The sequence below is a fragment of the Ralstonia sp. 1138 genome, from assembly GCF_040544795.1.
Lineage (GTDB): Bacteria > Pseudomonadota > Gammaproteobacteria > Burkholderiales > Burkholderiaceae > Ralstonia > Ralstonia flatus.
This window is the reverse complement of sequence record NZ_JBEPKQ010000006.1, coordinates 111,996-138,407: the sequence shown is the minus strand read 5'-3', so window position 1 is coordinate 138,407 and position 26,412 is coordinate 111,996. Positions and strand designations below refer to the sequence as shown.

Annotated in this window: 28 protein-coding genes, 1 tRNA gene and 1 riboswitch; of the genes, 8 read left to right on the top strand and 21 right to left on the bottom strand. The window is 62.5% G+C overall.

Annotated elements, in window-relative coordinates; translation table 11 throughout:
- Nucleotides 1-4: 4 nt before the first annotated feature.
- The 15 genes from ABIC76_RS23040 to ydfG form a co-directional block, all read right to left on the bottom strand.
- Nucleotides 5-979, bottom strand: a complete 975-nt coding sequence (locus tag ABIC76_RS23040; protein ID WP_354535367.1) for an NAD(P)-dependent oxidoreductase — start codon at nucleotides 977-979, stop codon at nucleotides 5-7.
- Between the two features lie 4 nt (nucleotides 980-983).
- The gene (locus ABIC76_RS23035) at nucleotides 984-2,264 is read right to left on the bottom strand and encodes an MFS transporter (RefSeq protein WP_354535366.1); all 1,281 of its coding nucleotides are present in this window, start codon (nucleotides 2,262-2,264) and stop codon (nucleotides 984-986) included.
- A gap of 58 nt (nucleotides 2,265-2,322) precedes the next feature.
- The gene (locus tag ABIC76_RS23030; RefSeq protein WP_354535365.1) at nucleotides 2,323-3,312 is read right to left on the bottom strand and encodes a sugar kinase; all 990 of its coding nucleotides are present in this window, start codon (nucleotides 3,310-3,312) and stop codon (nucleotides 2,323-2,325) included.
- A gap of 29 nt (nucleotides 3,313-3,341) precedes the next feature.
- Nucleotides 3,342-4,112, bottom strand: coding sequence for a sugar phosphate isomerase/epimerase family protein (locus tag ABIC76_RS23025; protein ID WP_354535364.1), 771 nt, complete (start codon nucleotides 4,110-4,112; stop codon nucleotides 3,342-3,344).
- 272 nt (nucleotides 4,113-4,384) lie between these two features.
- Nucleotides 4,385-4,460: transfer RNA gene (locus tag ABIC76_RS23020), tRNA-Lys, on the bottom strand.
- Between the two features lie 53 nt (nucleotides 4,461-4,513).
- Entirely contained in the window at nucleotides 4,514-5,629 is a 1,116-nt protein-coding gene (locus tag ABIC76_RS23015) for a YeeE/YedE family protein (protein ID WP_354535363.1), read from the bottom strand.
- A gap of 6 nt (nucleotides 5,630-5,635) precedes the next feature.
- The gene (gene queC, locus ABIC76_RS23010; RefSeq protein ID WP_027677956.1) at nucleotides 5,636-6,310 is read right to left on the bottom strand and encodes a 7-cyano-7-deazaguanine synthase QueC; all 675 of its coding nucleotides are present in this window, start codon (nucleotides 6,308-6,310) and stop codon (nucleotides 5,636-5,638) included.
- A 162-nt stretch (nucleotides 6,311-6,472) separates the two neighbouring features.
- Nucleotides 6,473-7,258, bottom strand: a complete 786-nt coding sequence (gene ybgF / locus ABIC76_RS23005) for a tol-pal system protein YbgF (protein WP_102064718.1) — start codon at nucleotides 7,256-7,258, stop codon at nucleotides 6,473-6,475.
- Nucleotides 7,259-7,326: 68 nt separating this feature from the next.
- Nucleotides 7,327-7,848, bottom strand: coding sequence for a peptidoglycan-associated lipoprotein Pal (gene pal / locus ABIC76_RS23000; RefSeq protein ID WP_009238838.1), 522 nt, complete (start codon nucleotides 7,846-7,848; stop codon nucleotides 7,327-7,329).
- Nucleotides 7,849-7,877: 29 nt separating this feature from the next.
- Nucleotides 7,878-9,182 (bottom strand): Tol-Pal system beta propeller repeat protein TolB, encoded by a 1,305-nt coding sequence (gene tolB, locus ABIC76_RS22995; RefSeq protein WP_502947892.1) that lies wholly within the window; start codon nucleotides 9,180-9,182, stop codon nucleotides 7,878-7,880.
- Nucleotides 9,183-9,248: 66 nt separating this feature from the next.
- Entirely contained in the window at nucleotides 9,249-10,277 is a 1,029-nt protein-coding gene (tolA, locus tag ABIC76_RS22990; protein ID WP_354535362.1) for a cell envelope integrity protein TolA, read from the bottom strand.
- A gap of 37 nt (nucleotides 10,278-10,314) precedes the next feature.
- The gene (gene tolR, locus ABIC76_RS22985; RefSeq protein ID WP_004629515.1) at nucleotides 10,315-10,749 is read right to left on the bottom strand and encodes a protein TolR; all 435 of its coding nucleotides are present in this window, start codon (nucleotides 10,747-10,749) and stop codon (nucleotides 10,315-10,317) included.
- 12 nt (nucleotides 10,750-10,761) lie between these two features.
- Nucleotides 10,762-11,454: a protein TolQ gene (gene tolQ / locus ABIC76_RS22980; RefSeq protein WP_004629517.1), complete on the bottom strand. Its 693-nt coding sequence runs from the start codon at nucleotides 11,452-11,454 to the stop codon at nucleotides 10,762-10,764.
- Nucleotides 11,451-11,855 carry a tol-pal system-associated acyl-CoA thioesterase gene (gene ybgC, locus ABIC76_RS22975; protein WP_004629519.1) on the bottom strand — a complete coding sequence of 135 codons (405 nt, stop codon included), beginning with the start codon at nucleotides 11,853-11,855 and terminating at the stop codon, nucleotides 11,451-11,453. The genes tolQ and ybgC overlap by 4 nt, the downstream gene beginning before the upstream one ends.
- Nucleotides 11,856-11,924: 69 nt before the next feature.
- Nucleotides 11,925-12,677 carry a bifunctional NADP-dependent 3-hydroxy acid dehydrogenase/3-hydroxypropionate dehydrogenase YdfG gene (gene ydfG, locus ABIC76_RS22970; RefSeq protein ID WP_092971769.1) on the bottom strand — a complete coding sequence of 251 codons (753 nt, stop codon included), beginning with the start codon at nucleotides 12,675-12,677 and terminating at the stop codon, nucleotides 11,925-11,927.
- Nucleotides 12,678-12,815: 138 nt separating this feature from the next.
- Nucleotides 12,816-12,945: riboswitch (ZMP/ZTP riboswitch) on the top strand.
- A gap of 134 nt (nucleotides 12,946-13,079) precedes the next feature.
- Here ydfG and glyA point away from each other — a divergent pair.
- On the top strand, nucleotides 13,080-14,327 hold the full coding sequence (gene glyA, locus ABIC76_RS22965) for a serine hydroxymethyltransferase (RefSeq protein ID WP_027677962.1): 1,248 nt from the start codon (nucleotides 13,080-13,082) through the stop codon (nucleotides 14,325-14,327).
- 134 nt (nucleotides 14,328-14,461) lie between these two features.
- Complete coding sequence (gene nrdR / locus ABIC76_RS22960) at nucleotides 14,462-14,926, top strand: transcriptional regulator NrdR (RefSeq protein ID WP_004629525.1); 465 nt, start codon at nucleotides 14,462-14,464, stop codon at nucleotides 14,924-14,926.
- Between the two features lie 34 nt (nucleotides 14,927-14,960).
- Here nrdR and ABIC76_RS22955 read toward each other — a convergent pair whose 3' ends face one another.
- The 6 genes from ABIC76_RS22955 to ABIC76_RS22930 are packed head-to-tail and all read right to left on the bottom strand — an operon-like array spanning nucleotide 14,961 to nucleotide 21,339.
- Nucleotides 14,961-15,440, bottom strand: a complete 480-nt coding sequence (locus ABIC76_RS22955; protein ID WP_092971893.1) for a type IV pilin protein — start codon at nucleotides 15,438-15,440, stop codon at nucleotides 14,961-14,963.
- A gap of 2 nt (nucleotides 15,441-15,442) precedes the next feature.
- A complete protein-coding gene (locus ABIC76_RS22950) occupies nucleotides 15,443-18,865 on the bottom strand; it encodes a pilus assembly protein (protein WP_354535361.1) in 3,423 nt (1,140 codons plus the stop codon).
- Nucleotides 18,865-19,455, bottom strand: coding sequence for a pilus assembly PilX family protein (locus ABIC76_RS22945; protein ID WP_354535360.1), 591 nt, complete (start codon nucleotides 19,453-19,455; stop codon nucleotides 18,865-18,867). Before ABIC76_RS22945 ends, ABIC76_RS22950 begins: the two co-directional genes overlap by 1 nt.
- On the bottom strand, nucleotides 19,452-20,195 hold the full coding sequence (locus ABIC76_RS22940; protein ID WP_354535359.1) for a PilW family protein: 744 nt from the start codon (nucleotides 20,193-20,195) through the stop codon (nucleotides 19,452-19,454). The genes ABIC76_RS22945 and ABIC76_RS22940 overlap by 4 nt, the downstream gene beginning before the upstream one ends.
- Nucleotides 20,192-20,749 (bottom strand): type IV pilus modification protein PilV, encoded by a 558-nt coding sequence (gene pilV / locus ABIC76_RS22935; protein WP_354535358.1) that lies wholly within the window; start codon nucleotides 20,747-20,749, stop codon nucleotides 20,192-20,194. Before pilV ends, ABIC76_RS22940 begins: the two co-directional genes overlap by 4 nt.
- Nucleotides 20,740-21,339, bottom strand: a complete 600-nt coding sequence (locus ABIC76_RS22930; protein WP_354535357.1) for a GspH/FimT family pseudopilin — start codon at nucleotides 21,337-21,339, stop codon at nucleotides 20,740-20,742. The genes pilV and ABIC76_RS22930 overlap by 10 nt, the downstream gene beginning before the upstream one ends.
- Before the next feature lie 575 nt (nucleotides 21,340-21,914).
- On the opposite strand from ABIC76_RS22930, the gene ABIC76_RS22925 reads away from it, so the two are divergent.
- The 6 genes from ABIC76_RS22925 to ABIC76_RS22900 are packed head-to-tail and all read left to right on the top strand — an operon-like array spanning nucleotide 21,915 to nucleotide 26,405.
- Nucleotides 21,915-22,106 (top strand): prepilin-type N-terminal cleavage/methylation domain-containing protein, encoded by a 192-nt coding sequence (locus tag ABIC76_RS22925; RefSeq protein ID WP_354535356.1) that lies wholly within the window; start codon nucleotides 21,915-21,917, stop codon nucleotides 22,104-22,106.
- Nucleotide 22,107: 1 nt separating this feature from the next.
- Complete coding sequence (locus ABIC76_RS22920) at nucleotides 22,108-23,043, top strand: PilW family protein (protein ID WP_354535355.1); 936 nt, start codon at nucleotides 22,108-22,110, stop codon at nucleotides 23,041-23,043.
- A complete protein-coding gene (locus ABIC76_RS22915) occupies nucleotides 23,037-23,651 on the top strand; it encodes a pilus assembly PilX family protein (RefSeq protein ID WP_354535354.1) in 615 nt (204 codons plus the stop codon). Before ABIC76_RS22920 ends, ABIC76_RS22915 begins: the two co-directional genes overlap by 7 nt.
- Nucleotides 23,648-25,456, top strand: coding sequence for a pilus assembly protein (locus ABIC76_RS22910; protein ID WP_354535353.1), 1,809 nt, complete (start codon nucleotides 23,648-23,650; stop codon nucleotides 25,454-25,456). Before ABIC76_RS22915 ends, ABIC76_RS22910 begins: the two co-directional genes overlap by 4 nt.
- The gene (locus tag ABIC76_RS22905) at nucleotides 25,456-25,854 is read left to right on the top strand and encodes a type IV pilin protein (protein ID WP_354535352.1); all 399 of its coding nucleotides are present in this window, start codon (nucleotides 25,456-25,458) and stop codon (nucleotides 25,852-25,854) included. Before ABIC76_RS22910 ends, ABIC76_RS22905 begins: the two co-directional genes overlap by 1 nt.
- Nucleotides 25,842-26,405, top strand: a complete 564-nt coding sequence (locus ABIC76_RS22900) for a GspH/FimT family pseudopilin (RefSeq protein ID WP_354535351.1) — start codon at nucleotides 25,842-25,844, stop codon at nucleotides 26,403-26,405. The genes ABIC76_RS22905 and ABIC76_RS22900 overlap by 13 nt, the downstream gene beginning before the upstream one ends.
- Nucleotides 26,406-26,412: the final 7 nt, after the last annotated feature.

Sequence of the window (26,412 nt, the reverse complement as noted above, 5' to 3'; positions counted from 1 at the left end):
CGGCTCACGAGGTGCGCGCGTGCTCCAGCACCTGTGGATTGACCAGGTTCTCACGCAATGTACCGGCCAGGGCCTTGATCAGGTTGTCGGCCGCGCAGCGCGCCATGGCGTGCCGCGTCTCGTGCGTTGCGGAGCCGATATGGGGCAAGGCCACCACGTTCTTCATTGCCAACAGCGGCGAGTCGGCCGGCAGGGGCTCGTGCTCGAACACATCGAGCCCCGCACCGCGGATCGTACCGTCGCGCAATGCATGGATGAGCGCCGCTTCGTCGACGACGGGGCCACGCGATGCGTTGATCAGGATTGCACTGCGCTTCATCTTCGCCAGTTCCGTCGCGCCGATGAGATGGTGCGTTTCGGGCGTCAGCGGCACCTGCAAGCACACAAAATCCGATTCGGCCAGCAATGTGTCGAGCGTCGCGCGGCGCGCGCCGTACTGCGCTTCAGCCTCGGGATGCGGATGCCGGTTCGTGTAGAGCACACGCATCCGGAACCCCAGCGCCGCACGGCGGGCCAACGCCGCGCCGATCCGACCCAGCCCGACGATGCCGATCGTCTTGCCCTGGACATCCGTGCCGTAAAGTTCTGGCCCGATGCTGCGCTGCCAGTTGCCGGCCCTGACCCACTCGGCCAACTCCACCACGCGACGCGCCGAGGCGAGGATCAGCGAAAACACGGTATCGGCGGTCGATTCGGTCAACACATCCGGCGTGTGCGCAAGCGCAATGCCGCGACGCGTGAGATCGGGCACATCGAAATTGTCATAGCCGACAGAGATCGTGGACCATGCCCTGAGCCTGGGCGCGCTCTCGAGCATCTGAGGCGTGATCTTCAGACTCGCGCCGATCGCGCCTTCGGCGTTGGCAAGCGACTTGGTCAACGCCTCGGCACCGTCAACCTGCACGAGTTCGACATGCTCTCGCAACTCGGCTACAACGTCGTCGGGCAGCGGCTTGTAGGCAACGACACGCGGTTTCATCGGTTCATTTTCCAGGGACAGGATTGGCAAGCGGGTAAGCGTCACGCGGTTGCAGCTTGACGCAGAGCGTGAGCACCACGGCGGCCAACAGCGCCGCGCTCATGAATGCGTACGACGCCAGCGGGGAGCCCGTGGCACCGTTCAGGTAGCCAACGAAGTACGAGCCGACAAACGAACCGAGGGCACCCATGCTGTTGATCAGCGCCATCGCGCCACCGGCGACGTTCTTCGGCAGCAACTCCGGCACGATCGCGAAGAACGGACCATACGGCGCATACATCGCCGCACCGGCAATCACGAGCAGCACATACGACATCCAGAAATGCGTTGAGCCGAGTGCAAACGATGCGGCAAACGCTGCGGCACCCACCAGCAGGAACGGCCAGACGAAGCCGCGCCGCGACCCCACCTTGTCGGATGCCCACGACGCCGCGAGCATCGCGATGGTGGCCGCCAGATACGGCAGCGCCGACAGCCAGCCTGTCTCGACCATGCCGAGCGACGAGCCGTTCTTGACGATGGACGGCAGCCACAGCACAAAGCCATAGACGCCGATGCTCCAGCAGAAGTACTGCGCACACAGCTTGATGACGGCAGGCGAGCGGAAGGCCTCGCCATAGTTGCGCATCGGCTTGATGGCCGCCTGCTCCGCCGCCAACGCTTGTTCCAGATCGCGTTTTTCCTGGGGGCTCAGCCACGGCGCCTGCGCAGGCTTGTCCTGCACCAGACACCACCAGCACACGGCCCAGATGATGGCAGGCACGCCCTCCGCGATGAACATATGGCGCCAGCCAAACTCGCGCACGAGGTAGCCCGACACCACCGACATCCACAGCACCGTCACGGGATTGCCGAGAATCAGAAACGTATTCGCGCGCGAGCGTTCTTGCTTGGTAAACCAGTTGCTGATGTAGATCAGCATGGCCGGCATGACGGCCGCCTCGACCACGCCCAGCACGAACCGGATCGCCAGCAGCGACGGAATGTCACTCACGACACCCGTCAGCGCGGCGCACAAGCCCCACAACACGAGGCTGATGAACACGAGCTTCTTCACGCTCCGACGCTCGGCATAGATGGCGCCCGGAATCTGGAAGAAGAAATAGCCGAGGAAGAACAGCGCGCCAATCAACGACGACAGCCCCTGGCTGATCCCCAGATCGTGATTGATGCCGGCCGCCGCCGCAAAGCCATAGTTGGCGCGGTCGAGGTAGGCGAGGCTGTAGGTGATAAAGACGATCGGCATGATCATCCACCAGCGCCGCGCAGCAAGTTGCGTTGCCATGTTCGTGTCTCCTTTGATGGTGTGCGTTGCCCGCGAGGGCTGCAGTCGAAACGCTGCGTTAGACGCTGGGAATGGATTCCGGCTCGCACCCCAGGCGGGCCGTTTGTTCAAGCACCTCGAGCGCGGCGCGCGTCGGCAGGCCTTCGGAATCGCCGATCACCTGGATCGCCAGCGCGCCAATCCGGTTGCCGCGCGCAACGGCCTGCTTGGCAGACAGCCCTTCAAGCAGCGCGCTGACTACGCCCACCGCAAAGCCGTCGCCGGCGCCGACTGTGTCGACAACGCGGTCCACACGCACGCCGTCGGCAACGCCTTCCGCGCCATCAGCGGTTTGGTAGTAAGCGCCGCTAGCGCCCAGCTTGATGGCAACGCCGCGCGCACCTCGGTCCAGATAGAAGCGCGCGATGTCAGCCGGAGTGTCATAGCCGGTCAGTTGCTGCCCCTCGGCCAAGCCGGGCAGCACCCAATCGGAAAGCGACGCCAGCGCGTTGAGCGTGCTCACCATCTCCGTTGCGGAAGGCCACAGCGTTGGGCGCAGGTTCGGGTCAAAGGAAATCGAGCGACCGGCCGCACGCATCTCCCTCGCGAGGTGGAACGCAAGTTCACACGACGATGCAGAAATGGCAGGGGCCACGCCCGTCAGATGCAGATGGCGCGCGCTGAGCACGTAGTCGGCGACATAGTCGGCGCGGGAGAGGCGGCTGGCGGCGGAGCCTTTACGGAAGTATTCGACCCGCGGGTCGCTGCCATCGTCGGCGCGCGACTTCAGCTGGAAGCCCGTCGGATAGCGCGGGTCCACCGCTACACACGAGGCGTCGATCCGTTCGCGTGCCAGCGTGTCGAGCACATATTCGCCGAACGAATCCTGCCCCACCCGGCTCACATAGCCGACGCGAAAACCCAGCCGGCTCAAGCCGACGGCGACGTTCAGATCGGCACCGGCGATGCGCTTGGTGAACTGCGTGGCCTGCGCGAGCGGCCCGGGCGCCGTCGCCACGAACATCGCCATGGCTTCGCCGTAGGTGATGACATCCAACGTATGCGACATGCGTAAGCTCCTTCGATGTCGAGTCACCGTCAGGCGGCCTTAAGCCACATGACATGTTGATGGGCGTCCGCGGCAGGGTCGACCGCGTTGAACGGAAATTCGATGCCGCGCGGTACATCGCCGGGCAGCGCGGCCAGCACAGCGGCGAATCGCGCATCGTTGCCCGCAGGCGCCACGGCAAAGCGACGCGCGCCCTCGCCCGCGACGCTCTTGCAATGGATGTATTCGACGTACGGGGCCAGCGCCTGCGCGCATGCAAGCGGCGTTTCGCCAGCCCACTCCCAGTTGCCAACGTCGAACGTCATGCCGAGCATGTCGGCCGCGCCCGCGGCCTCCAATGCGCCGAACAAGCCTTGGAACTGCGACAGCGACCCGCCCACCGCCTGCTGACCGTTCTCAACGAGCACCCGTGCGCGCCAGCCTTGCAACAGTTGGGCCAGCGCCTCCGGCGACGCATCGCCGGCAAACCCGCCGAGCTGGAACTTCACGATGCGCGCGCCCAAGGTTTGCGCTTCGGCCAGCGCACTGCCAATGGCGCCAGCGTCCAACGCGCCGTCGTGGGAGTACAGCGTGGCAGGCGTCGAGTACACCGCCCACAAGCCGTGCGCGGCCATCAGGCGACCCAGGGCGGCCAGGACATCCGCCGATACCGTGCCATCCAGCCCAGCAGGCAACAATTCACGCCGCACTTCGAAGCCGGCCGCACCGACCGACGCGGCCAGCGGAACATAGGCGTGATGCCCCTGCTCAAGCACCTGCGCGGCGCCGAACGCGCTCGCCACGATCACGATATCTGCCATTTGTGCGCTTTTCTCCGTATGGAACCGGTTCCATTAGGAGACATGGTCGCGGCTGGAGATCGTCGAGGCTATAGAGGAAATCCCTAGCGGCGGCGGCAAAATGCGACGCGCCGCGCATGTACTCGGCGAATCGGGGATAGGCCTATCGGCAAGGAGTAAGTGCCCGCGCTTTCGATGTGGAAGCAAGGCCACGCGCAGAGCAGAGAAGCGGCAGGCGTGCAAAAACAGCCAAACAAAAAGGGCCGACAGTCGCCTGTCAGCCCTTCGAATTTTGGTGGGTCCTGCGGGATTCGAACCCGCGACCAATAGATTAAAAGTCTACTGCTCTACCGACTGAGCTAAAGACCCCAAAGACCGCGATTATAGGGAGATACCCGCGATTCTGTCAACGGTCCGACAGATCAAACCAGACGTTCCATTCGCCACATCTGGTAGCGGAACGCCAGCACCGCACCAATCACGATGCCGGCCAGCGCAATGAACGAACCGATCGCCAACGTCGATACGCCAGACAGCCCTTGTCCGATCGTGCACCCGAGCGCCGTGACGCCGCCAATGCCCATGAGGATGCCGCCGACGATGTGGTTGCCCGTGTCCTCGGCGTTGGCAAAGCCCTCCCAGCGGAACGTGCGCGTGACCAGCGCCACCGCCGCCGAGCCTGCAATCACGCCGAGCACGCTGACGATACCGACCGTCAGCACCTTCGATGTATCGCTGAAGAACATCAGCCACTCCAGCGTGTACGACACCGGCGCCACGAAACTCAGCGCTTCCATGCGGCCGCTGTTGGTCGCCACGAACGTTTCCTGCAGCGTGTTCGGATCTTCCTGCACATAACCGAGATGCCCCGAGACATACCACATGCCGACGATGATGAGGCCAACGCCAATGCCGCCCAGCAGGTTGTCACCCGTGCGGAAATCGCGCCCCAGCAGCGCCCACAGCGACAGGGCCCCACCGATCAGCAGCGCCAGCACCAGGCGCAACATGCGCGCATCGGCAGAGAACGCGTGGCCCAGCACACTCGGCAAATCCTGCGACGTCGGCAGCGCAATGGCAACGCTGTCCACCGTGGCCACACGCACGACGCCAAACACGCCCTTGAGCGTCATGTACGCCGCCAGGCCCAGGAACACGAACACCACCACCGACTTGAGGTTGCCGCCGCCGATACGCACCAGCGTCTTGCTGCCGCATCCCGAGCCCAGCACCATGCCAAATCCGAACAGCAGCCCGCCCACCAGCGACGACAGCCATAGCAGCTTGCTCGCCGTGTAGATCGTCTTGCTTGTATCGATCAGGCCAAGCCAGCTCAGAAACCCCGTGCCGATCATGGCCACACCGATGGCCAGCGCCCACATGCGCAGCCGGTTCCAGTCGCCGATGTTGACGACGTCGGACACCGCGCCCATCGTGCAGAAGTGCGTGCGCTGAAGGATCGCGCCAAACACGAACGTCAGCGCAAACGTGCCCCACAGCACCGTGTGGGACAACGCGTTGAGGTCGATATCGGGCATGGCGCCTCAGACGTAGCGGGTGGGGTCGGGCACGCCTGCGGCTTCGAAGCCGGCCTTGCGGATGCGGCACGAATCGCACACGCCGCAAGCGCGGCCGGCGTCGTCGGCCTTGTAGCACGACACGGTCAGGCCGTAGTCCACGCCCAGCCGCACGCCGGCCTGGATGATCTCCGCCTTGGTCATGTCGATGATGGGCGCGTTCACACGGATGCGCTCGCCTTCCACGCCGGCCTTCGTCGCCAGGTTGGCGAGCGTTTCGTAAGCGGCCACGTATTCGGGACGGCAATCCGGATAGCCGGAGTAATCCACGGCATTCGCGCCAAAGAACAGGTCACGTGCGCCAACCGCCTCGGCCCAGCCGAGCGCCAGCGACAGCATGATCGTGTTGCGCGCCGGCACATAGGTGATCGGAATGCCCGATTGCGCGCCGTCGGTCGGCACGTCGAGCGTGTCGTCGGTCAACGCGGAGCCACCGAACTTGCGCAGGTCCAGATCGACGATTTCATGGCGCACTGCGCCGAGCGCCGCCGCCACTTTCTTGGCCGCCTCCAGTTCGGACGAGTGACGCTGGCCGTAGCGCATCGACAGCGCGTAGGTCTCAAAGCCATCGGCATTGGCCATGGCGAGCACGGTGGCAGAGTCCAACCCGCCGGAAAGCAGGACGATGGCGCGTTTTTTCATGGGCGAAGCCTTGCAAAGCGATTCGGGAAGGCCCGCATTTTAGCGTGCCACCGCCCGGCGCGCCCCGGCTGCCCCATATGTCCGCCATTTGGCGCCCCATGAAAAACGCCCGCCGGTGCAGCCACGGGCGGGCGTTGGTCCACATGCTGTGCGGCTTGCCGATCAGCGCATCGTCTTCAGACGGCTTTGGGCGGTCTTGGCCTGCTCGGTACCGGGATACTGCGAGGCCACCGTTTCGAGCGTCTTGCGTGCGGCTGCCTTCTGGCCTGACTCGCCCTGGTTGGTCGCCACCTGCAGCAGCGCATCGGGCGCCTTCGGGTGCTGCGGATTAGTGCGGGCCATGTTCTCCAGCACGTAGCTCGAGCCCTTGTAGTCGCGCTGCGCATAGAGCGCGTTGCCCAGCCAGAACTGCGCCAGCGGCAGATACGGGCTTTGCGGATACTTCTTCACGAACGCCGAGAACTGATTGCCCGCGCCCTTGAAGTCGCCACCCTGGAATGCCTTGAGCGCAGCGTCGTATTCGGGCTTCTCGTTCGGCTGCACCATGCCTTCGCGGCCGTCCACCGTCGCTTGCTGCGGCTCGAACTTCTTCAGGCGCGCATCGAGGTCGGCGTAGTAATCCTTCTGCTGCTTGGTCAGCGTATCGACGCTGTTCTGCAGGACTTCGTTCTGCCCGCGCAGGCGCGCCACTTCGGATTTGAGTGTCTCGATCTGGTTTTGCGCGTCGATCAGGTTCTTGCTGTTCTGATCGATGCGCTGGGCCGCCGTCGACTGGAAGTTGTTGAACTTGTCGCGCATGTCGATGATGGCGCGGCGCGCCTCATCGTCGTCAAACACCCCCGCTGCCGCCGGGCCGGCCATGGTGAGGGCGCCACCCGCGACGAGCGTCGCCATCAGGATGGCCCGACGCGTGGCCCCATAAGCGCGCTGTTTCATCATCGTATTCATGTGATTGCCAACGTAAGAACGCCGGCCGCAACCTCGCAGCCGGCGCGTTCCACTTCAAACCGTACCGATCAATAGACGATGTCGGCGCGGCGGTTCTGTGCCCACGAATCTTCGTCGTGGCCGGTCGCTTGCGGCTTTTCCTTACCCAGGCTCACGGCTTCCATCTGGCTGTCAGGCACGCCCATCGACGACAGGGCGCGACGCACGGCCTCGGCACGCTTCTGGCCCAGTGCCAGGTTGTATTCGCTCGTGCCGCGCTCGTCGGTGTTGCCTTGGATCAGGACCTTGCGCTGGTTGTGCGATTGCAGGTAGCGCGAGTGCTGACCCAGCAGACCTTGGTACTCCGGCTTGACCGAGTAGCTGTCGAAATCGAAGTAAATGCTGCGCTTGGCCAGCGGGCTGTTCGGGTCGGTCAGTTCGTCACGGCCCACGTCCACCGGGGTGACCGTGCGGGCATCGGCGCCCGTACCGGCAGCGCCGCCCGTACCGTTCTTGGCGGTGTCATCGAGCTTCACGCCCGAGCTGCAAGCGCCCAGGGCCAGCAGCGCGGCAATGGCTGCAAGTTTGATCATGGTTTGGGACTTCGACATGTCCGATTTCTCCTAGTGGAACAGCTTCGTTATTGCATGAAAGGACCCCACGCCGGCTCACGAACCTCGCCGGCCTGGAGGGAAAGAACCTGACGCGTACGGCCATCGGTCGACACCGCGGCCAACACCGATTTGCCGCCCACGCGCGTGGAATACAGGATGAACTTGCCGTTGGCCGCAAAGCTCGGCGATTCGTCGTTCGAGGTGTCTGTCAGCGCGTTCACATCGCCGTTGGACAAGTCCTGCGTATACAGGCGGAAAGCACCGCCCACGCGCGAGATGTACGCCAGCAGCTTGCCGTCCGGCGACACACGCGGGCTGGTGTTGTAGCCGCCCTTGAACGTCACGCGTTGCGCACCGCCCGACTCTTCCCCGTCAACCGACATGCGATAGATCTGCGGAGCACCACCACGGTCGCTGGTGAAGTAGATGTAGCGGCCATCCGGCGAGAACGACGGCTCGGTATCGATCGCGCTGCTGCGGCTCAGGCGGCGCAGGCCCGAGCCATCGGCGTTGACCAGGTAGACCTGCGTATTGCCATCGCGCGAGAGCGACACCGCCACGTGACGGCCATCCGGCGACCAGGCCGGCGCCGAGTTGTTGCCCTTCTGGTTCGAAATGACCGTGCGGCGGCCTGCCACCAGGTCATGCACGTACACCACCGGCTTCTTGCTCTCGAACGACACATACGCGACCTTGGTGCCGTCCGGCGACCACGACGGCGAAATGATCGGCTCATTGCTCGTCAACGCGATCTGCGGGTTGGCGCCGTCCGAGTCGGAAACCTGCAGCTGGAACCGGCGGCCCACCTTGGACACGTACGACAGGCGCGTCGCAAAAACGCCGCGCTCGCCGATCAGCTTCTGGTAGATGTAATCGGCAATTTCGTGTGCGGCCAAGCGCAATTGGCCGGGGCCGCGCGTGAGCGACAGGCCGCCCAGGCTTTCGCCCTTGGCGGTGTCGTACAGACGGAAGCGGATTTCATAGCGGTCGCCGTTGCGGGTCACGGTGCCGCCCACGAAGGCTGCAGCGCCCTTGGACTTCCAGGCGCCCAGGTCAGGCGCCGGGCTTTCCGGCACGACCGCCCCGGCCACATCGACGTTCGAGAAGCGGCCGCTGCGCGCCAGGTCCGCCCGCACGATCGCCGAGAGGTTTTGCGGAGCCTGTGCCTCGCCCTGGAAATTGGCGATCGCGATCGGGTACTGGCTGGCGCCGACCCCCGAGATCTCCACGTTGAGCTGGGCATGGGCCACGCCGACGCTTGCCGCAGTCAGCAGCAGCGCCTGCGCCGCGCGTCGAAACATCGGGATCCACATCGTTCGCATCATGTTCATCTTCCCTACTATCAAATCCGGAATCTGAGTACGCTGGCCGGCGCAACTTTGAGGAGCGCCAACCCGTTATTCCTTCGGCCGGAACGTCAGGATGACGCTCGACGGCGCTTTGCCGTTGGTATCGCGCGGCAGCGGATCCGAGCGCTCGACCGCGCGCATCACGGCTTCGTCATAGGCGCCGTTGCCGCTCGATTTCGTCAGGCGCTTCGACAAGATCGAACCATCCGGCGCCATCTGCACCGACACGACCGCCGACGGGTTGCCATTGACGGCCGAAGGATCGAACAGGATGTTCGGCTTGACCTTGGCCCGTACGCGCTCGGCATACCCGGCCGACGCCGTGCCGCCCGTGCCCTGGGCATTGCCGACACCGCCGCCGGAGCCCGCAACCGTACCCGTCGCGCCCGCACCGGCCATCGCGCGCAACCGATCCAGCTGCGCCTGGCGTTGTGCATTGGCACGCGATTCATTCGCCTTGCGCTCGGCGTCAGCCTTGGCTTTGGCCTCTGCGGCGGCCTTGGCCTTCAATTCCTTCTGCTTCGCATCAGCTTCCGCCTTGGCCTTCGCTTCGGCCTGGGCTTGCAGCTGTGCATTCTTGCGGGCCTGCGCTGCGTCCGCGGCAGCCTTCTCAGCGGCCTTCTCCTTGGCCTGCTGTTCGGCCAAGGCCTTGCGTTGGAGTTCCGCCTGACGCGCCTGTTGCTCTTCCTTCAGACGGGCCTGTCGCTGGGCTTGGGCGCGCTCTTCGGCGGCGCGGCGGGCGAGTTCGGCCTCACGGGCGGCGGCAGCCTCCTGTTCGCGCTTGCGCTTCTGCTGCTCCAGCGCGATATCCGCTTCTTCTTCCACCTTGGCCGGCGGCGCCTTGATCACCGGTTCCGGCTTGACGTCCGGCACCGGCGCGGCCTGCTGCACGGCCTGCTGAACCGCCGCCTCGTCCCAGAGCTCGGCCTCTTCGCCGCGCGGGGTACTGCTCTGCCACTGCACGCCAAAGTACAGAAAGATCAGCAGCAGAATGTGTGTCAGGACCGCCAACCCGAACGCGCGCAGCGTCCCGCGCTCGCGAACAGGCTCGTAACGGTGCAACGACGTCGTAGCCATGACGTTCAGGTTGCCTCGCCCGGATTCTTCAACGTGCTCATGACGATTTCACCATCAGGCCGACGCGCTTCACGCCATCACCCTTGAGCACGCTCATCACGGTCAGCACGCGGTCGTACTGCACCGACTTGTCGGCGGCAATCACGACGGGCTGATCGGGGTTTTCGTCCGTGCGCTGCTTCACAAATGCGCGCAGCTCGTTGTTGTTGGCGAGCTTCTGCTCGGTGGCGCCGGAACCCGTCTTGATGCGAGCAAGGATCGTGCCGTCGCCCTTGATCGTCACGACGATAGGCGGCTGGGTCTGCTGCGGCGTGGCGTTGGCCACCGAGGGCAGATTGACCACGCCCGGGTTCACCACGGGCGCCGCCACCATGAAGATGACCAGCAGCACCAGCATCACGTCGATGTACGGAACGACGTTGATGTCAGCCTTGGCCCGTCGGGCGCGGCGCGTTCGCTGGATGGTAGCCATGAGCGCGGCTCCTTAGCGCGTCTGGCGCTGGAGGATGTTCGAGAACTCTTCCATGAAGCTCTCGAAACGGTTGGCCAAGCGGTCCATCTCGGTGGCGTAGCGGTTGTAGGCGATCACCGCCGGAATGGCCGCAAACAAACCGATGGCCGTGGCGACCAGCGCTTCAGCAATGCCCGGTGCCACCGCCGACAGCGTCGCCTGTTGCACGTTGGACAGGCCGCGGAAGGCGTTCATGATCCCCCAGACGGTGCCGAACAGGCCGATGTACGGGCTGACCGAGCCGACCGATGCCAGGAATGGCAGGTGCGATTCGAGCGAATCCATCTCGCGCTGGTAAGCCGCACGCATGGCACGGCGGGAGGCATCGAGAATGGCGCTCGGATCGCCGCCGCCGCGCTGCAGCTCGCGCGCCTTGAGGTATTCGCGCATGCCGGCTTCAAAGATGCGTTCCAGCGCGCCGGTGGTGTGGCGGTTGTTGGCAGCGCTCTGGTACAGCGCCTGCAGGTCGCCGCCGGCCCAGAAATCGCGCTCGAACGATTCGGTCTGGCTGCGCGCGGCGCGCAGCGCAAACGCTTTGCGGAAGATGTACGTCCAGGAGAACAGCGACATCACCAGCAGCAGGCCCATGACGAATTGGACCAGGAGGCTGGCGTGCAGCACCAGCGAGACGATCGACAGATCTTGTGTGACCTCGACGGGATTCATGCGGCGGCTTTGATGGTTGCGAGTACGGGAGCGGGAATCGGGGTCGGCCGGAAAGTGAGCCGGTCGACACATCCAACACGAATCGTGCCTGATGCGAGCAAAACGTCGCCGCGCCAGCCTTCTTGGGCGAATTGGACTGACGCGGGGCCGACCCGTTCCATACGCGAACGGATCTGCAGCAGGTCGTCCAAGCGGGCCGGCGCGCGGTAATCCACGGCGGTGCTGCGGACCACGAAAATGGCCCCGGTCGTGTCGGCCAGCGCCTGCTGATCGACCCCAAGGGCGCGCAGCCACTCGGTGCGGGCGCGCTCAAAAAATTTCAAATAGTTGGCGTAAAACACCACGCCGCCTGCGTCGGTATCTTCCCAATACACGCGCAGGTTCCAGTCAAAAGAAGCCATCGGGTAATTTTACCAAGACGCAAGTGACGGCCAGCCATCCACCGACCGGCCGAGGGCTTGCGCTCGAATTCAGGCCATGCCTCGTGTCACGCTGGTGGCAGAGAATGACTGGCAAACGGGCATCAGTTCCATCGCGTTGACATTGAAGTGCGCCGGCAACGCCGCCATCCAGTAGACGGCCTCGGCGATGTCGTCGGCGGTGAGCGCCTCGGTGCCTTCATAGACCTTCTCCACACGGGCATCGTCGCCCTTGAAACGCACGTTGGAAAACTCCGTGCCGGAGCAAAGGCCTGGCTCGACGTTCGATACGCGTACGCGCGTGCCGGTCAGGTCCGCCCGCAAGTTCAACGAAAACTGGCGGACAAACGCCTTGGTGGCGCCGTACACGTTGCCGCCCGGATACGGGTACGTCCCGGCAATCGAGCCAATATTGATGATGTGACCGCGATTGCGCTCCACCATGGCCGGAAGTAACGCACGCGTCATATGCACCAGCCCCGAGCAGTTGGTGCCGATCATGCGGTCCCAATCGGTCAGGTCAGCACGCTGCGCGGGTTCGAGGCCCAGCGCCAGACCGGCGTTGTTGACCAGCACGTCGACTTCCCGCCAGCCCTCGGGCAGCGTACCCGGCAGCGCCGCAACGGCGTCGGCATCCAGCACGTCCAGCACGAACGGCAACACGGCATCGCCCAATTCAGCCTTGAGTGCATCAAGGCGGTCCTGGCGGCGGCCTGCCGCAATCACACGATGGCCTTCTCGCACGAAACGCCGCGCGATGGCCGCGCCGAACCCGGCTGTTGCGCCGGTCACGAATACGATCATGGAAGTGTCTCCGGGCCTGAAAAAACGAAAGGTCAGAGTTTACCTGAAGCGTTGTGCGGTATTGCACCGCAATGTGCGCGTCTGCACGCCCGCTTCTTGCAGCGGCCATGGGGCTGTCGTACACTCGCGGGCAACCATTCCACCTTGCGCGACTGGCGAATCCTGAAGCTGCTTTGAGCGGCTTCGACATGTGGGCAGCGACCACGAGGAAGCGCAAGGTTCCTGGCGTCATGCACAACGGCGCCTGCCGCTCGCCTGGGCAGCGAATGGGAAGCACAGGGTGACTTGGACACCCGCTGCAATCGGCCAACCCCGAGCGCAGTCGTTCAAGCCGCGCGCATGTTTCCCCACGCCTCGCCCGATCTCCGCCATTTCCGTTTCGTTTCAGACCAGACACTCGCCATGTTCGAACGCAGCCGCTATACGATCGACCAGATCGATCCCGAAATCTTTGCCGCCATCCAGAAGGAAAATCAGCGTCAGGAAGACCACATCGAGCTGATTGCCTCCGAGAACTACACGTCCCCGGCCGTGATGGCCGCGCAGGGCTCCCAACTGACCAACAAGTACGCCGAGGGCTATCCCGGCAAGCGTTACTACGGCGGCTGCGAATATGTGGACGTGGTGGAACAGCTCGCCATCGACCGCGTGAAGCAGCTCTTCGGCGCCGAAGCCGCCAACGTGCAGCCGAACTCGGGCTCGCAGGCCAACCAGGGCGTGTTCTTCGCCGTGCTCAAGCCGGGCGACACGATCATGGGCATGAGCCTGGCCGAAGGCGGCCACCTGACGCACGGCATGGCGCTCAACATGAGCGGCAAGTGGTTCAACGTAGTCAGCTACGGCCTGAACGCGCAGGAAGACATCGATTACGACGCGCTCGAAGCTCTGGCGCAGGAGAAGAAGCCGAAGCTGATCATCGCCGGCGCATCGGCATTTGCGCTGCGCATCGATTTCGAGCGCATCGGCAAGATCGCCAAGTCGATCGGCGCGTATTTCATGGTGGACATGGCGCACTACGCCGGCCTGATCGCCGCTGGTGTGTACCCGAACCCGGTGCCGCACGCAGACTTCGTCACGACGACCACGCACAAGAGCCTGCGCGGCCCGCGCGGTGGCGTGATCCTGATGAAGGCCGAACACGAAAAAGCCATCAACTCGGCGATCTTCCCGGGTATCCAGGGTGGCCCGCTGATGCACGTGATCGCCGGCAAGGCGGTGGCGTTCAAGGAAGCGCTGTCGCCGGAATTCAAGGCGTACCAGCAACAGGTCGTGAAAAACGCGGCTGCCATGGCCGAAACGCTGATGGCCCGCGGCCTGCGCATCGTGTCGGGCCGCACGGAAAGCCACGTGATGCTGGTCGACCTGCGCGCCAAGAAGATCACCGGCAAGGAAGCGGAGAAGGTACTGGGTGACGCCCACATCACCGTCAACAAGAACGCCATTCCGAATGACCCGGAAAAGCCGTTCGTGACGTCGGGCGTGCGCCTGGGTTCGCCGGCCATGACCACACGCGGCTTCAAGGAAGCGGAGGCCGTTAAGGTCGCGCACCTGATCGCCGATGTGCTGGACAATCCGCACGACGAAGCGAACATCGCCGCCGTGCGCGCCAAGGTGGCCGAGCTGACCAAGCAGTTCCCGGTCTACGCCTAAGGCATCCGCCGATGGCCGGATCTTCCGGCCACGTAGTACCCTGCCGCGATGCGCCCCGAATTGAATGAGGGGCCATCGCGGCGTTGTTCTTTTAGCGCAGTGCGTTCTTTGAGGTTGCCGAGGAGACCACCGGCATGAAATGCCCCTTTTGCGGCCACGCGGCCACCCAGGTGATTGATACCCGCATGTCGGAAGAAGGCGACACCGTGCGCCGCCGCCGCCGCTGCGAATCCTGCGACCGCCGCTTCACGACCTACGAACGCATCGAGCTGTTCTTTCCGGCCGTCGTCAAAAAGAACGGCAGCCGCGTCGACTACGACCGCAACAAGGTCAAGGATTCCATGCGGCTGGCACTGCGCAAGCGCCCCGTATCCGCCGAGGCCATCGACGAGGCCATCGCCCGCATCGAAGAAAAACTCCTCAGCCACGGCGAAAAGGAAATCGGCAGCGACCGCGTGGGCGAACTGGTGATGCGCGAACTCAAGCGGCTGGACAAGATCGGGTACATCCGGTTTGCGTCGGTGTATCGGAGTTTTGAGGATCTGGCAGAGTTCCGGGACGTGCTGGATGAGGTTGCGGCGACGAACGTGCGGAAATAGAAAAGGGCCCAGATGGGCCCTTTCCTGTTTTCTGTTACCAACACTGTGCTGACGTGGTACCCGCAGCCATGTTGGCGTTGCCTTGCACGCCGAGTTGGTTGATGGTGTATGTACCACACGCATCGGCCGTCTGCGGACTGACCGGAACAGCGGAAGCGGAATAGCCAGGCGCTGCAGCACCACTCGCGCCTGCCGTGCCCGTTACCGCAACATTGAGCTGATAGTACGACTGCGTGCCAGACTGAATGGCGAACGGAAAACTCGCCGCCGCATAGCCGAGTGAAGCGGGTGAAGCAGCGTAGTTATTCTGCAGCGTAAAAAACCGCTCCTGACGCACTGCCAAATCCAGCAGTGCGGTCTTCGCGTCTGCCCGGTGCGATTTGAGGATGTATTGCTGGTACGACGGATAGGCAATGCGGGCCAGGATGGCGATGATCGCTACCGTGATCATCAATTCCATCAGTGAGAAACCGCCTTCGCTACGCGACAGGGCAGACGTTGCATTTCGGCTCATCATTAGCGTAGCTTGGTCCAAGTCATGCGCGAGCCGACACCAGCTGCGCTCGGGTTGATCTGGTTGACAGTACCTGTTCCGCTCACGGTTTGCTGCACCAGATACGGCAGCTTGTTGGCGGTCACGATAGACGGTGTGCCGGTACCACTCAAGCCGATACCGCTGACAATGCCGCCGTTGAGAGTCGGGAAGTTATTGTTGTTGTCACCGAAAAACGACGCAGTGCCCGCCCCACCCGATGCGACAGAGATGGCCATGGTGTAGCCAGACGCAGGCGTCGAGGTACAGGACAAAACCTGTTGGGTTCCCGGCACCGTCGTGTTGACGATGAACATGCCATAGGCCAGCGTTGGGTTATAGACCACCTGCTCATAGTTGGTAACCGCGCTCGAACCAGAGCCCGTGGTGGTGCTTGGCAACGCGAGCTTCCAGCCGAACTGGGTATTGGCAGTACTGCTAGTGCCACACGTTGTCGAACCCACCCAGCACACCTTGTTGTTGCTCACAGTCCGGTACGATGGCGTCGTTCCCGAGCTGACCGAGGTGTTCGTAATGCTCTGCGTCTGCAGGGTCGACGCAGTCACTGTCTGCGGGCCCGTCAGAGTTGCATACACCGCAGCCGCCGGTGCGATCGCGTTCCAAGCGTTCATGTTCCAGTCCCAGACACCATACAGAGACTGCGCAGTGTTGCTGGAATAGGCGGCAGCGCTGGTCTGCGTTACGGGGAAAGCCTGACCCGTGCCGAAGCTGACGAGCACACGCGGCGCGCCCGTGCCGCTACCCGGGATGGCGGCGACCGCCACCTTGCTCGTAATCGGTTGACCGGCCGGCGTTGAGAACATCGGCGCGCTGGAAACGCTCCACGATGCAGGATTCTGCGACGTCAGATCGAAACGCCAGACGTTGCCGAACGCATCGCCTGCGTACACGTAGTCGGTAATGTGGTCGCCATCAAGATCCGCTGGCGTTACATAGGCGATGCCGTTCTTGTTGTTCGCTTTCAGGGGGTCCTTGCTCGGACCGTAGCCAGTGTCGAGGTAGTAGAAGGATGTGGTTCCATCGCTTGCCACCAGCATGATGTACAGACCTGCGCCACCGCTCGAGCTATTCAAACCATTTCCGAACAGCACCGCCCAATTGCCATTGTGAAGACGGCGGATCACTGGGGTCCCGTAGGTGTTACCAAGATAGCTGGCACAACCGGCGACGTTGGTGCACTTGAGGTTGGCGGACGACCATTCGCCGATAACCAGCGAGCTGGCGTTGCTCTCACTGAAGTTCGCGGGATTAGTGATATCAAGGGCATAAAGAGCGCCCGTGCCTACGCTCGTGTTGTCCGCAATCGCCCCGGCGGTATTGCCACCACCACCCAGCCCACCGACCAGCCACGTATGCCAGGCATTGTTGTAGTAAAGCTCGCCTGTACCGGGAGTCGCATCCACATACAGATTGTGGGCATACGACGGGGAGCTGAAATCCAGTTTGCCGTTGGTGTTGTAGATGGCGTTCAAGGCCGCCGCCGGCATGTAGGCAAGAACTTCCTTCCCGTCGTTCGGTGTCGTCGCCGTGGTGAACTTGCCGTTGGCATCGTAGCCCCCAGCACGGAAACCATGCAGCATGCCGTCATTGGCGCCCACGTACACAACGTTGGCACGCTGAGCATTATTGGTCTTGAAGAGGGCATAGCTACCGGCAGGTTCGGACGGAGTTGCCGAGGAGTAAAGAGAATCCACCCAAGGCCCGGTATACGGCGCCGATGGCGCGCCAACCCAGGTCGGGCTGGAATTCATGATGTCGCCCATCACGCCAGTACGGGAGCGGAATGACCCACCATTGGCGACTTCATTGGTGCGATCACCGCGCAAGTAAGCCTGGCGCGGGCTGCTTGCACCACTGGCTGAAGCGCTGTCCAACGCAGACTTTTGCGCAGACGTAAGGTTTGACCATTGGAACGGAATGCCGCTGGTGCCATTCCACGTCAAAATGCTCCGCGCTGACGGGGCCTGCGCTGTCACAGTCGACGTAGAGCTGATAGCCGGGCATGCCCCACCGGTCAAGGTGCAGCTGGCATTCCAGTTGGCATTGGTCGCGATGGAGACAATGCCCGTGGTCGGGTCCATCACCAGGTTCTGCGCGGTCAGCTCCCCCCACCAGTTCGTCGGATGGTAGTAGGCCAGATACACCTGCGTCCCAGCCTCCACGCGAGCCGATTGCTGCACGTTGGTACCCGCCGAACTGTTCGCCTGCCCGACTGGCGCAGCCTTGAAGCAGGTAATTTCGTGGACGTTACTGCCCCCGCCCGTACCGGCTGAGAAGCCGAAGCGGAATGACGCAGGCAACGGCCCATTCGACGCGGTAATGCTCTGGTTTGTGATCACAGGTTGGGCCGTGCCGCCATTCACGCTATATGAGAGGCTCAGCAGACCGTCTTGCGTGATGCTCAGCGCGTAGGTGATGGGCGTCGCGTTCCCGCGCACCGCCTTGCTTCCGCCCGCCGCATTTTTCCCAGCAGCCTCCTGGCTGTACAGCGTCACGTTGCTGCCGAGCGTATCGCCCGAAATGTAGTTGTAGTTGTAGGTCAGCTTGTCGTTGGTTTTAGCGCCGTTTTTGATGCTGGCACCGGTGGAGTCTGTCTGCGTCGTGCCGCTAAAGTTATAGAGATTGCCTGCAGCACAGGTTTTTTGCACGGCGCTCATCTGTGACGACGCACTGAGACCCGAGGGATAGTACTTCGGGTAAGTCGCCGACAGGTTCGCCCAATTGGTATTGCCCGCGCCCCGCAAACTGATGCGATTGGGGATCGCGCCGACACCAGAGTTCGTGTTGTCCCCGGCGTTCGAAAAGTTGCCAAACTCGTCGATCCCAAGGCCGATGTAACCACCCTGTACACCGTCGTACGTGGGATTGCCGTTGGAACAGCTGTAACCGAGACTCCCGCCCAGCGCCCCGACTGTCGCCGGTTTTGAGCCGTCGGCGAGAAAGAAGCTGATACCGTCCGCCCCAGACGCTTGGCCTGCGGCATTGTTGTAAGCGTTGCCGCCGTAGGTCACCGTAGTGAACGTCACCTGAAGACCTTGATTGGTCGGGAAGGTGAAATTAGAGACCACGGCGCCCGTCTGGTTGTTACCGTTACTACCGGTGGTCGTATCACCGTTGGTCAAGCGCAGAGCGCCCGAACCTATTGCATCCGGGAGCGTACCAGTGACACCGCCCACCAGGGTCGTACCACTGTAGTAACTGAGCCCCGAACACGCCGGAATTGTGCCGCTGCCATTGCCCGCAGTCAGGCATGCACCATTGAGCGCCTTCCAGTTATACGAAGACGAGGCACCCGTCAACGTGTCGCTGATCACCAACTGCGCCCTGGCAACCCCCGGCAGTAGCGCAGCGGTTGCCAGCAAACCCACCCGTTGAATTGTTTTCATCACTGTTGTCCCAGATCTTTGGCGCCAGAACTGATGCGATAGGTGCTCTGCACCACTGCTGCTGTCGTCGCATCACCGCCAAAGCCATAGGCGGTGACTTGGTAAAGCTGTGCGAGCCCGTTCGGGCTCATACCGATGTAGTTGATGTACAAGCCTGGGACACCTGCGTAGTTGATATCCCCCGCCGGAGAACTCGCACCGGCCATGCCTCCCCCGCCATTCGCCGTCATGGAAGGCGGCAGATAGGTTGAACCAACGCCCCACGGCAAAGTGGAAGGAGACGCCAGAGCGGTGTTGCACACGCGCATATTCGCAAGCGTGTTGCCGTTGTTTACACCCGAGCACGCGATGCCACTCGAGCCGTTGCCCTGCCCCAGCCACCATTCGCCGTACTGAAGGGCGCTCTGTGCTGCCTCAAGGGCACGCTGCTTATCGCGCGTATTGGCCGCAATCTTCTCTTGCAAGCCAAAGCTACGAAACATGCCAATAGCAAACAGCGTGAGAACCACCAACAGCAGCAGTCCAACAACGAGGGTGTACCCGCGGTCAGCGCGATTTGGCAGCTTGGAAAAACCCATGGTGGTGCTCATGACTGATTCTTCAGGCTGATGTTCTGCACCCACGTTGTGCTCTGCGCCTGCCCAACTTGGTTACCAAACTGTGTCGAAAAAGTGAGCTTGACCTGAACGGTATGGACTTGCGACCAATAGCCGGACGCCGCCACCTGTGCGGCCGTCAGATAAGAATCGTCATAGCCGTTGGTGTTGGTATCGGTGCCATACAGTACGCTCAGTCCCGTGACCCCACTCACCAGCGGTACCGTGGTCGTTACACCGCTGGACACAAGCGTCATCGCGCATTGCAGTTCGTTGTTGGCATTGACGGACAACGTGTTGATGTAGACCTGCTGAGCGCCGCTCGTGTTGGTCTGCCCCAGGCAGTTCATGGTGCCGTCCCCACTGGCAGTCGCAAACTGCGTTGTTACCGTATCGGTACCTGCAGTGGCACCCGACGTACCTGAAATCACCTGGCCAGCGGCCAGCGAGCCATTCGCCGGGAATGCCGACAGGGCCGTGTTGACTGTCGGGTTGGGGAAATACCCCGCCTGCTGTACAACATTGGTGAAAATGGTCAGCGCCAGTCGCTCATTGTCTTGCAACTGCGCAAGCTGATCCTGGCTCGTGAAGCTCTTCTGCATGTTCACGAATACAACCACCACGCCAGTCATGATGAACAGCGCGATGACCATGGCGATCAGTATCTCGACTAGGCTTGTACCGCCCTGGCTGCGAGCCGGTCGCATCCGGTGAGTCATCGAATTGGCGCTCATGGCTGGACGTACACCGTAAAGCTCTGGGTGGACGCCGTGACTACTCCAGACGCCGCCGTTGTGCTGTTGACCGCGACATACTTTTCATTCCAGCTCACCGTGATATTGCAGCTCACTGGCACACCTGTTGCCGTCGTGCAGTTGACCGTAGCCGAATAGCCTGGGAAGTTCGCATTCATCGTGCTGGCCCATTGCTGGACATCGTAAGCAGCCAATTGAGCCGGGGTGCAGGAATTCCCCGAAAGGCAAGCGCCCGCGGTCAGTGTCTGGTTCAACACATTGGAACTGTCTGTGATAGTCGTGCCCGTCACACTAAACGTCGCCGGGGCGGTGCCTCCCGCAGCCCAGAAAGCGCTATTTCCGTGCATGGCCGCTGCGAGGCTTTCGGTCTGCAGCGCCACGAGCGAACGCACGCGCGAGATCTGCGTATTGCTGACTGCCGCCGCCTGAATTTTCGCCAAACCCAACAGGCCTACGCCAACCACCACCATCGTGATAAGCGCTTCAATCAACGAAAAACCGGCGGCCTCACAGCGCCTCATACTCAGTTGCATGAACCGGTCCCCTTCGTCTGTACGACTTGCCGACCGACCATGTTGATCGCCACGCAACGCGTCGCACTGTCATTGACAGGCGCCGCGGTATGCAACGTCATCGTGACGGTGCCATTGGTCAAATTGGTCGCGAAGCCATCGCGGTTATATGTCACCGCTGAAGCCGCCGGACTCGGCCTAAACGTATCGCCGCTCGCAAGAGCGGCACGCACACGCAGCGGTACATCGTTGGTGGAATCCGTCGTACCTGAGCCGTTGACATCATTGAAGACGATCCAGCCGACTTCCCAATTACTCGTATTGGTCGTGTTGCATGCGGTGCCGTTGGATGACGGACAAAGGCTCACCGGCTGCCCACGCTTGATCGCCTCGCTGCGGGCGAATTGCAGATCATTCACCAGAGAATTGGCTTCGGCTTGCAAGCGCGTCCGCTGTGTCAGCCCGACATACGATGGTGTCGCGATTACCGCAAGAACCGCTACGATCGCCAGCGTCACCATCAGTTCAACCAGCGAGATGCCTCGGATGCGGTTCGAACGAATGCAACCGGCGCGCCCCCGCACGCCGCTTTCCCCATTCGGGTACGACATATCTGTATCAATTTGGCTGTGACACGACACGTTGTCAGCGCGAACGCCAACGACTTCGCCACGCCGCGTCCGTCGGCATTGAGGCCAACGGTTGCGTGACGATTGAAATTGATGCGCGGTAAGGTGATTGCGGACCGCTGCCGCCATATCAGTCTAGGAAACGGCTGACTAGAAACCCGCATCGCCCAATGGGCGAAATCCCGTTAAGCATGACTCGAACCCCCGACTATTTGTTTTATGCGGCAGTCACGACGCAATCGATTTCGCGCGCTGCCGATTCGAAACTGATTTGAGTTCTTCTACGCTGGCTCGCGTCCGACCCCCGTGAACGCGGTCATCTGCTGACCAAAACGCCTAGGCAGATGCAACCCCGGAATAGTGGGGAATTAGTCAAAAAGTGTCAACAACCCCTCCTTCAACCGCAAGATTCGGGAGCGCGCATGTTGGCGAAAAACCAACGATCCGCCACATCCCGGAATCCCGGGCGTTCGATTCTCGAGAGGGTATTGACGAGATATGACAGTTATACGGCCCACTTCGCACTAACTTGAGCGGCTGACCAGTACCAGCCGATCATGCCTGTCCGTCCGCACGTTACCCAGCAACACGGCGTCATCCTGCTCGAGGCCCTTGTGGCCTTGGCCGTCCTATCCTTGGCCGCTGCAGCCATGTTCCGCGCGCTCGATTATCTAGAGGCCACCAGCCAAGCCGCCCGCGCGTTAGCAGCTGAGGCCCGCGCTCAAACCAACCAGATGGAAACCCGCTGAGATGCCGCGCCCGCTCCCACGGCATACGCGAGGCGCGTCGCTCGTCGAACTGTTGGTCGGCATGGTCATCGCCTTGATGGTGTTGGCAATCGCATTGCAACTAATGCTGATCGCCCGGGCACGTTACCAGCGGTTGGCCGACGAAGCCCTCATTGAGGATCGCGGAATGCGTGCATTGGAGTTGATTGGCAAGGCGGTACGCCAAGCGGGGTGGATTACTGACACGCCCACCGCTTCCGCCGTCCGTCGCTGGGCGGAGGCAACAGCGCCATTGTCACTTGTCGGAGCGGAAGACTGCGGCCAGCCAAAGAAAACTGTGGAACTGGAATGTGGTCTGCCTGGGACACAACACAGTGACGCATTGCTCGTCCGCTTCTCGGGCCGCAACCACTTGCCACCAACGCCCGACGAACCTGACGGCGCCACGCTGGACTGCGACAACTACGGCGTACGAGAGCGCGCTGGGACAGAAGCTGATCCGCGCTTGGGAAGCATGTTGTTGTTTATCTCCGTCAGCACCGATGTCGAGCAGGCTCCACGACTCATGTGTCGATCCTTGTCACGCAACAGTGGCGATGCTCTTGTCGCAGTGAACTCGAGCGAAATCGTACGTGGAGTCGAGACGTTACAACTGCTCTACACGCTCGCACCCACGACCACATCACCAGCCGAAACCGTATCCGCGCGGACCATGGCGGCCGCAGATTGGTACCGGGTAGAGCAAGTCCATGTTGCCATCGTCGTACGCGGCGACTGGTATTCGCTCAGACCGCCAACACCAGACAATATCGCCCTATTCCCCGCATTTGAGTCCGTACCAGGCGCACGCCCAGAAGACCTGTCCTTCCAGCCTGAAGATCCGCGCCGTAACCGCGCCCTCTTCACCGCCACGTTCGCCGTACGCAACCCACTCCGCTGCGAGGTCGACGCATGCTGATCCAACAAACAAGCGTGCGCGGCTTCTCGATCATCGCAGTGACAGGCACGCTGATCATCATCAGCTTGTTGATGGTTACGGCCTTGCAACTGGTGCAAGACCACCTCCGCCGTACCGGTCTGTCTGCAGACTATGCGATCGCTTTGCACGCGGCCGAGACTGCATTGGGCGCGGCCGAATGCGAACTTGCAGTGGCGACCGGTACGCCAACCCGCAGAAACTGCCCCGTCACGATGGATGCGGCGCGCATTGCGGCACTTGATCCCGTGACTTTGGCTGGCTTTGTTCCCGGCATCTGTGGGCAAGGCACCCAAGCCGGCCTGTGTTGGCCACTGCAGGGGCAATCGGCCTCGAAGCTCGCCAATCTGGTCCAGAGCGGTTCGCGCAGTGTGACGCTCACAACCGCTGCGCAGCGTGACGGGCTCAGCGCAACGCCGGCTCGCTATGTCATCGAGCCGATTCCTGACGCATTGCCGGGCCAGTGGCTACAAGCCGGCGCCGGGCGCGCGCCTTCGCTGTTTAGGATTACAGCTGCGGGCTTTGGCATCAACCCGCAGATCAATGTGCTGTTGCAAACCGTTTTTCGCCCACGGCCAAACCAGCCATGAAAGCATGGCAAATCTGTGTGGGGATCGTCATAGCGCAGGTCAGTTCAACGCTTGCCGCCACGGGCAGCAATCCCGCCGGTCACCTGCCGACTCACATTGTCGTCGCGCCCGGCGCCGACCCTTGGAGCGGCAAACTCCGTGGGATGCAGTTTCTGCCCACACTCGGCACGCTCGATGCCCCGGCACCACCGGATCTTTGGGAGGCGAGCCGCCAACTCCATGATGTCTCACCAGATGCGAGACAGCTGTGGACGTTCCATCGCAGTCAATCGGGCGTTCGCACGCCAGTCCGGCTGCGTTGGACAACCCTATCGCCTGACCAGCAGACCGAAATTGCCACAAGCGTCGAGCTTGGTACCCGACGCGTCGACTATCTGCGTGGCGTACGACAACACGAGCACGACGATCCCACGCTGCGGCCACGCAAATCGGTGCTAGGCGCAATGCGCGGCGCACGCGTGCAATTGCTCGGCCCGCCGGGCTTCGCTCTCGATGCAAGTCACGAACCATTTCGCCAACAGCACGCGCGCCGCCCATGGATGGTCTACATCGGCGCGAACGACGGCATGTTGCATGGCTTCGATGCGCTAAGCGGCATAGAGCGCTTCGCCGTCATCCCAGACGCCGCCCTGCCCGCGGCTGTGCGCAATATCTCTCTCGGGCAACCGGTACCGGCGCCAATCTGCAGCCACCCCTTCGCAGCCGATGCGCTGGTCGGAAAGCAATGGCGGTCACTACTCGCTTGCCCAAATGGTGAAATGGGGTCGGGCATGTTTTTGGTAGACGTCACCGATCCGACCTCGTCCGCGCCGCTGCAGATGCTCGCCTATGATGCGAGCAACGATCCCAGTGTCGGCCACATGGCAGGCCCCATCCCTATCGTCCCCGTTAACAACGGCGGCGACGGACAACGCCGCTGGTTTGCCATCAGCGGCAATGGCGAAGGCAGCGAGCGCGCGGAAAGCCGCCTGTTGCTCGTAGCGCTGGACCAACCCGGCACAGCTCTGTCGATCCAGGTGCCTCCAGTTGCCAGTCGAGGGGGCCTTGGCGCCCCTGCGGTGGCACTCGGGCCGCACGGAACAGCCACCTTCGCTTACGTCGCGGACACGCATGGCCAACTCTGGCGCTTCGACCTGACGGGCGCGCCGCCTTGGTCGCACGCACTGGGATCCAACGATACCGAGCGCCGCACGCCCTTCTTCACGGCCACCTCACGCGGCGGCTCCATCCAGCGCATCCTGAGTCCGATCCTCCTGGCGTCCACCACTGGCGGTCCACTGCTTGTTTTCACCGCACTCGGTGCCGACGGGCATGCCACGCTGTATGGCGTCGCAGATACAAACATGTCTCGACGCAATCTATCGCGCGACAGCCTCGAAGGTTTGAGTACCAGCGAAGTGTTAGATGGCGTGGTCATCCAGCGGGGAAGTAACAGCGTCGTAGGCTGGCGCATCGATCTGCCCACTGGCCAAAGGCCAGACGACCTGACCGCAGCCGGTCTGAACAGTTTGCTGCTCACCACACGCGACGCTGCCGACCGCGAACGTACCTATCTGCTGGACGCGAAAACCGGCCTCCCCGTGAGCAAAGATGGTCGAACAGGCCGGGTTGTCCTGGGCGCACCGCTCATCACCATACAGAGCGCTCCGCCCGCCGAGACACCTCGCGGTGACGCCACGCAGGCGACACACACCGTCCTGTGGCAACTGGATGGCCAACGTGTCCAGCAACTGGAATCGCGCACATACACGCGCCAACTCGGCCGACTCAGCTGGCGCGAAGTGACCGAAGCCGGGGCACGCTGATGCGTCCTACGCGTGCATTCACGTTGGTTGAGTTAATGGCAGCGCTTGCCGTCGTGGGGTTGCTAGCTTTTTTCGCCACATCAAGCTGGTCTGCGTATCGGCAGCGTGCACATCGCGTCAGCGCGGGCGCCGCCTTAGTCGGTGCCCTATCGCAGCTGGAACTCCGGCGGGCGCGCACAGGTACGTACGATGGGGAATCACCATTTCACGGCCCGATCCCGCATGCGGACGGTTATTCCATCCGCCCACAGGCATGCTCCAGCGCGGGTATAGAACTGCCGAAGACTCAATGTATTGAAGTGGTCGCCGTTCCGGATAGAGCAGACGCCTCCTGCGGCATGCTCGTTCTACGAAGCACCGGCGAACGCGAACCGCACGACGCGGCATGTTGGCCATAACACCACCAATGCTAGCCACCCGGAAAGCAGGCGTGACCCTCTTGGAATTGGTGATCGTGCTTGCCATCCTCACTTTACTGGCCGTAATGGCAGTGCCATCAACCATCGACCGCTGGCAGCGCGAGACCGTGACGCTTCTCGCCGAACGCTTGGCCAGTACGATATCGCTCGCCCAGCGTACGGCTCAGCATCGACATCTTCAGACAGAAATCGCCCCTCGGAACGCCTCAACAGGCTGGTCTAGCGGGTGGGAGTTGACAGTATTGGGAACGACAAGTACGCCGGGCGCAGCTACCGCGTCGGAGAGAGAAATCATGGTGTCCGTGCCATTGCCTACGGTGCCTGCGGTCCGGCTCAGCGTGCCTCGTGGCACGCTTTCCTACGAGGCTGTGGGATACTCACGGATGACCGAAGTCACCGGCACCACAGTGACGATCTCTAGCGGACGCCATACGCGCCTAGTACGGATCAACACAGTTGGCCGCCCCCGAATCTGTGACCCAGATACGGACCGCAGCAGCAGTTGCCGAGCTTCCAATACTGATCCGTAACCAGGCC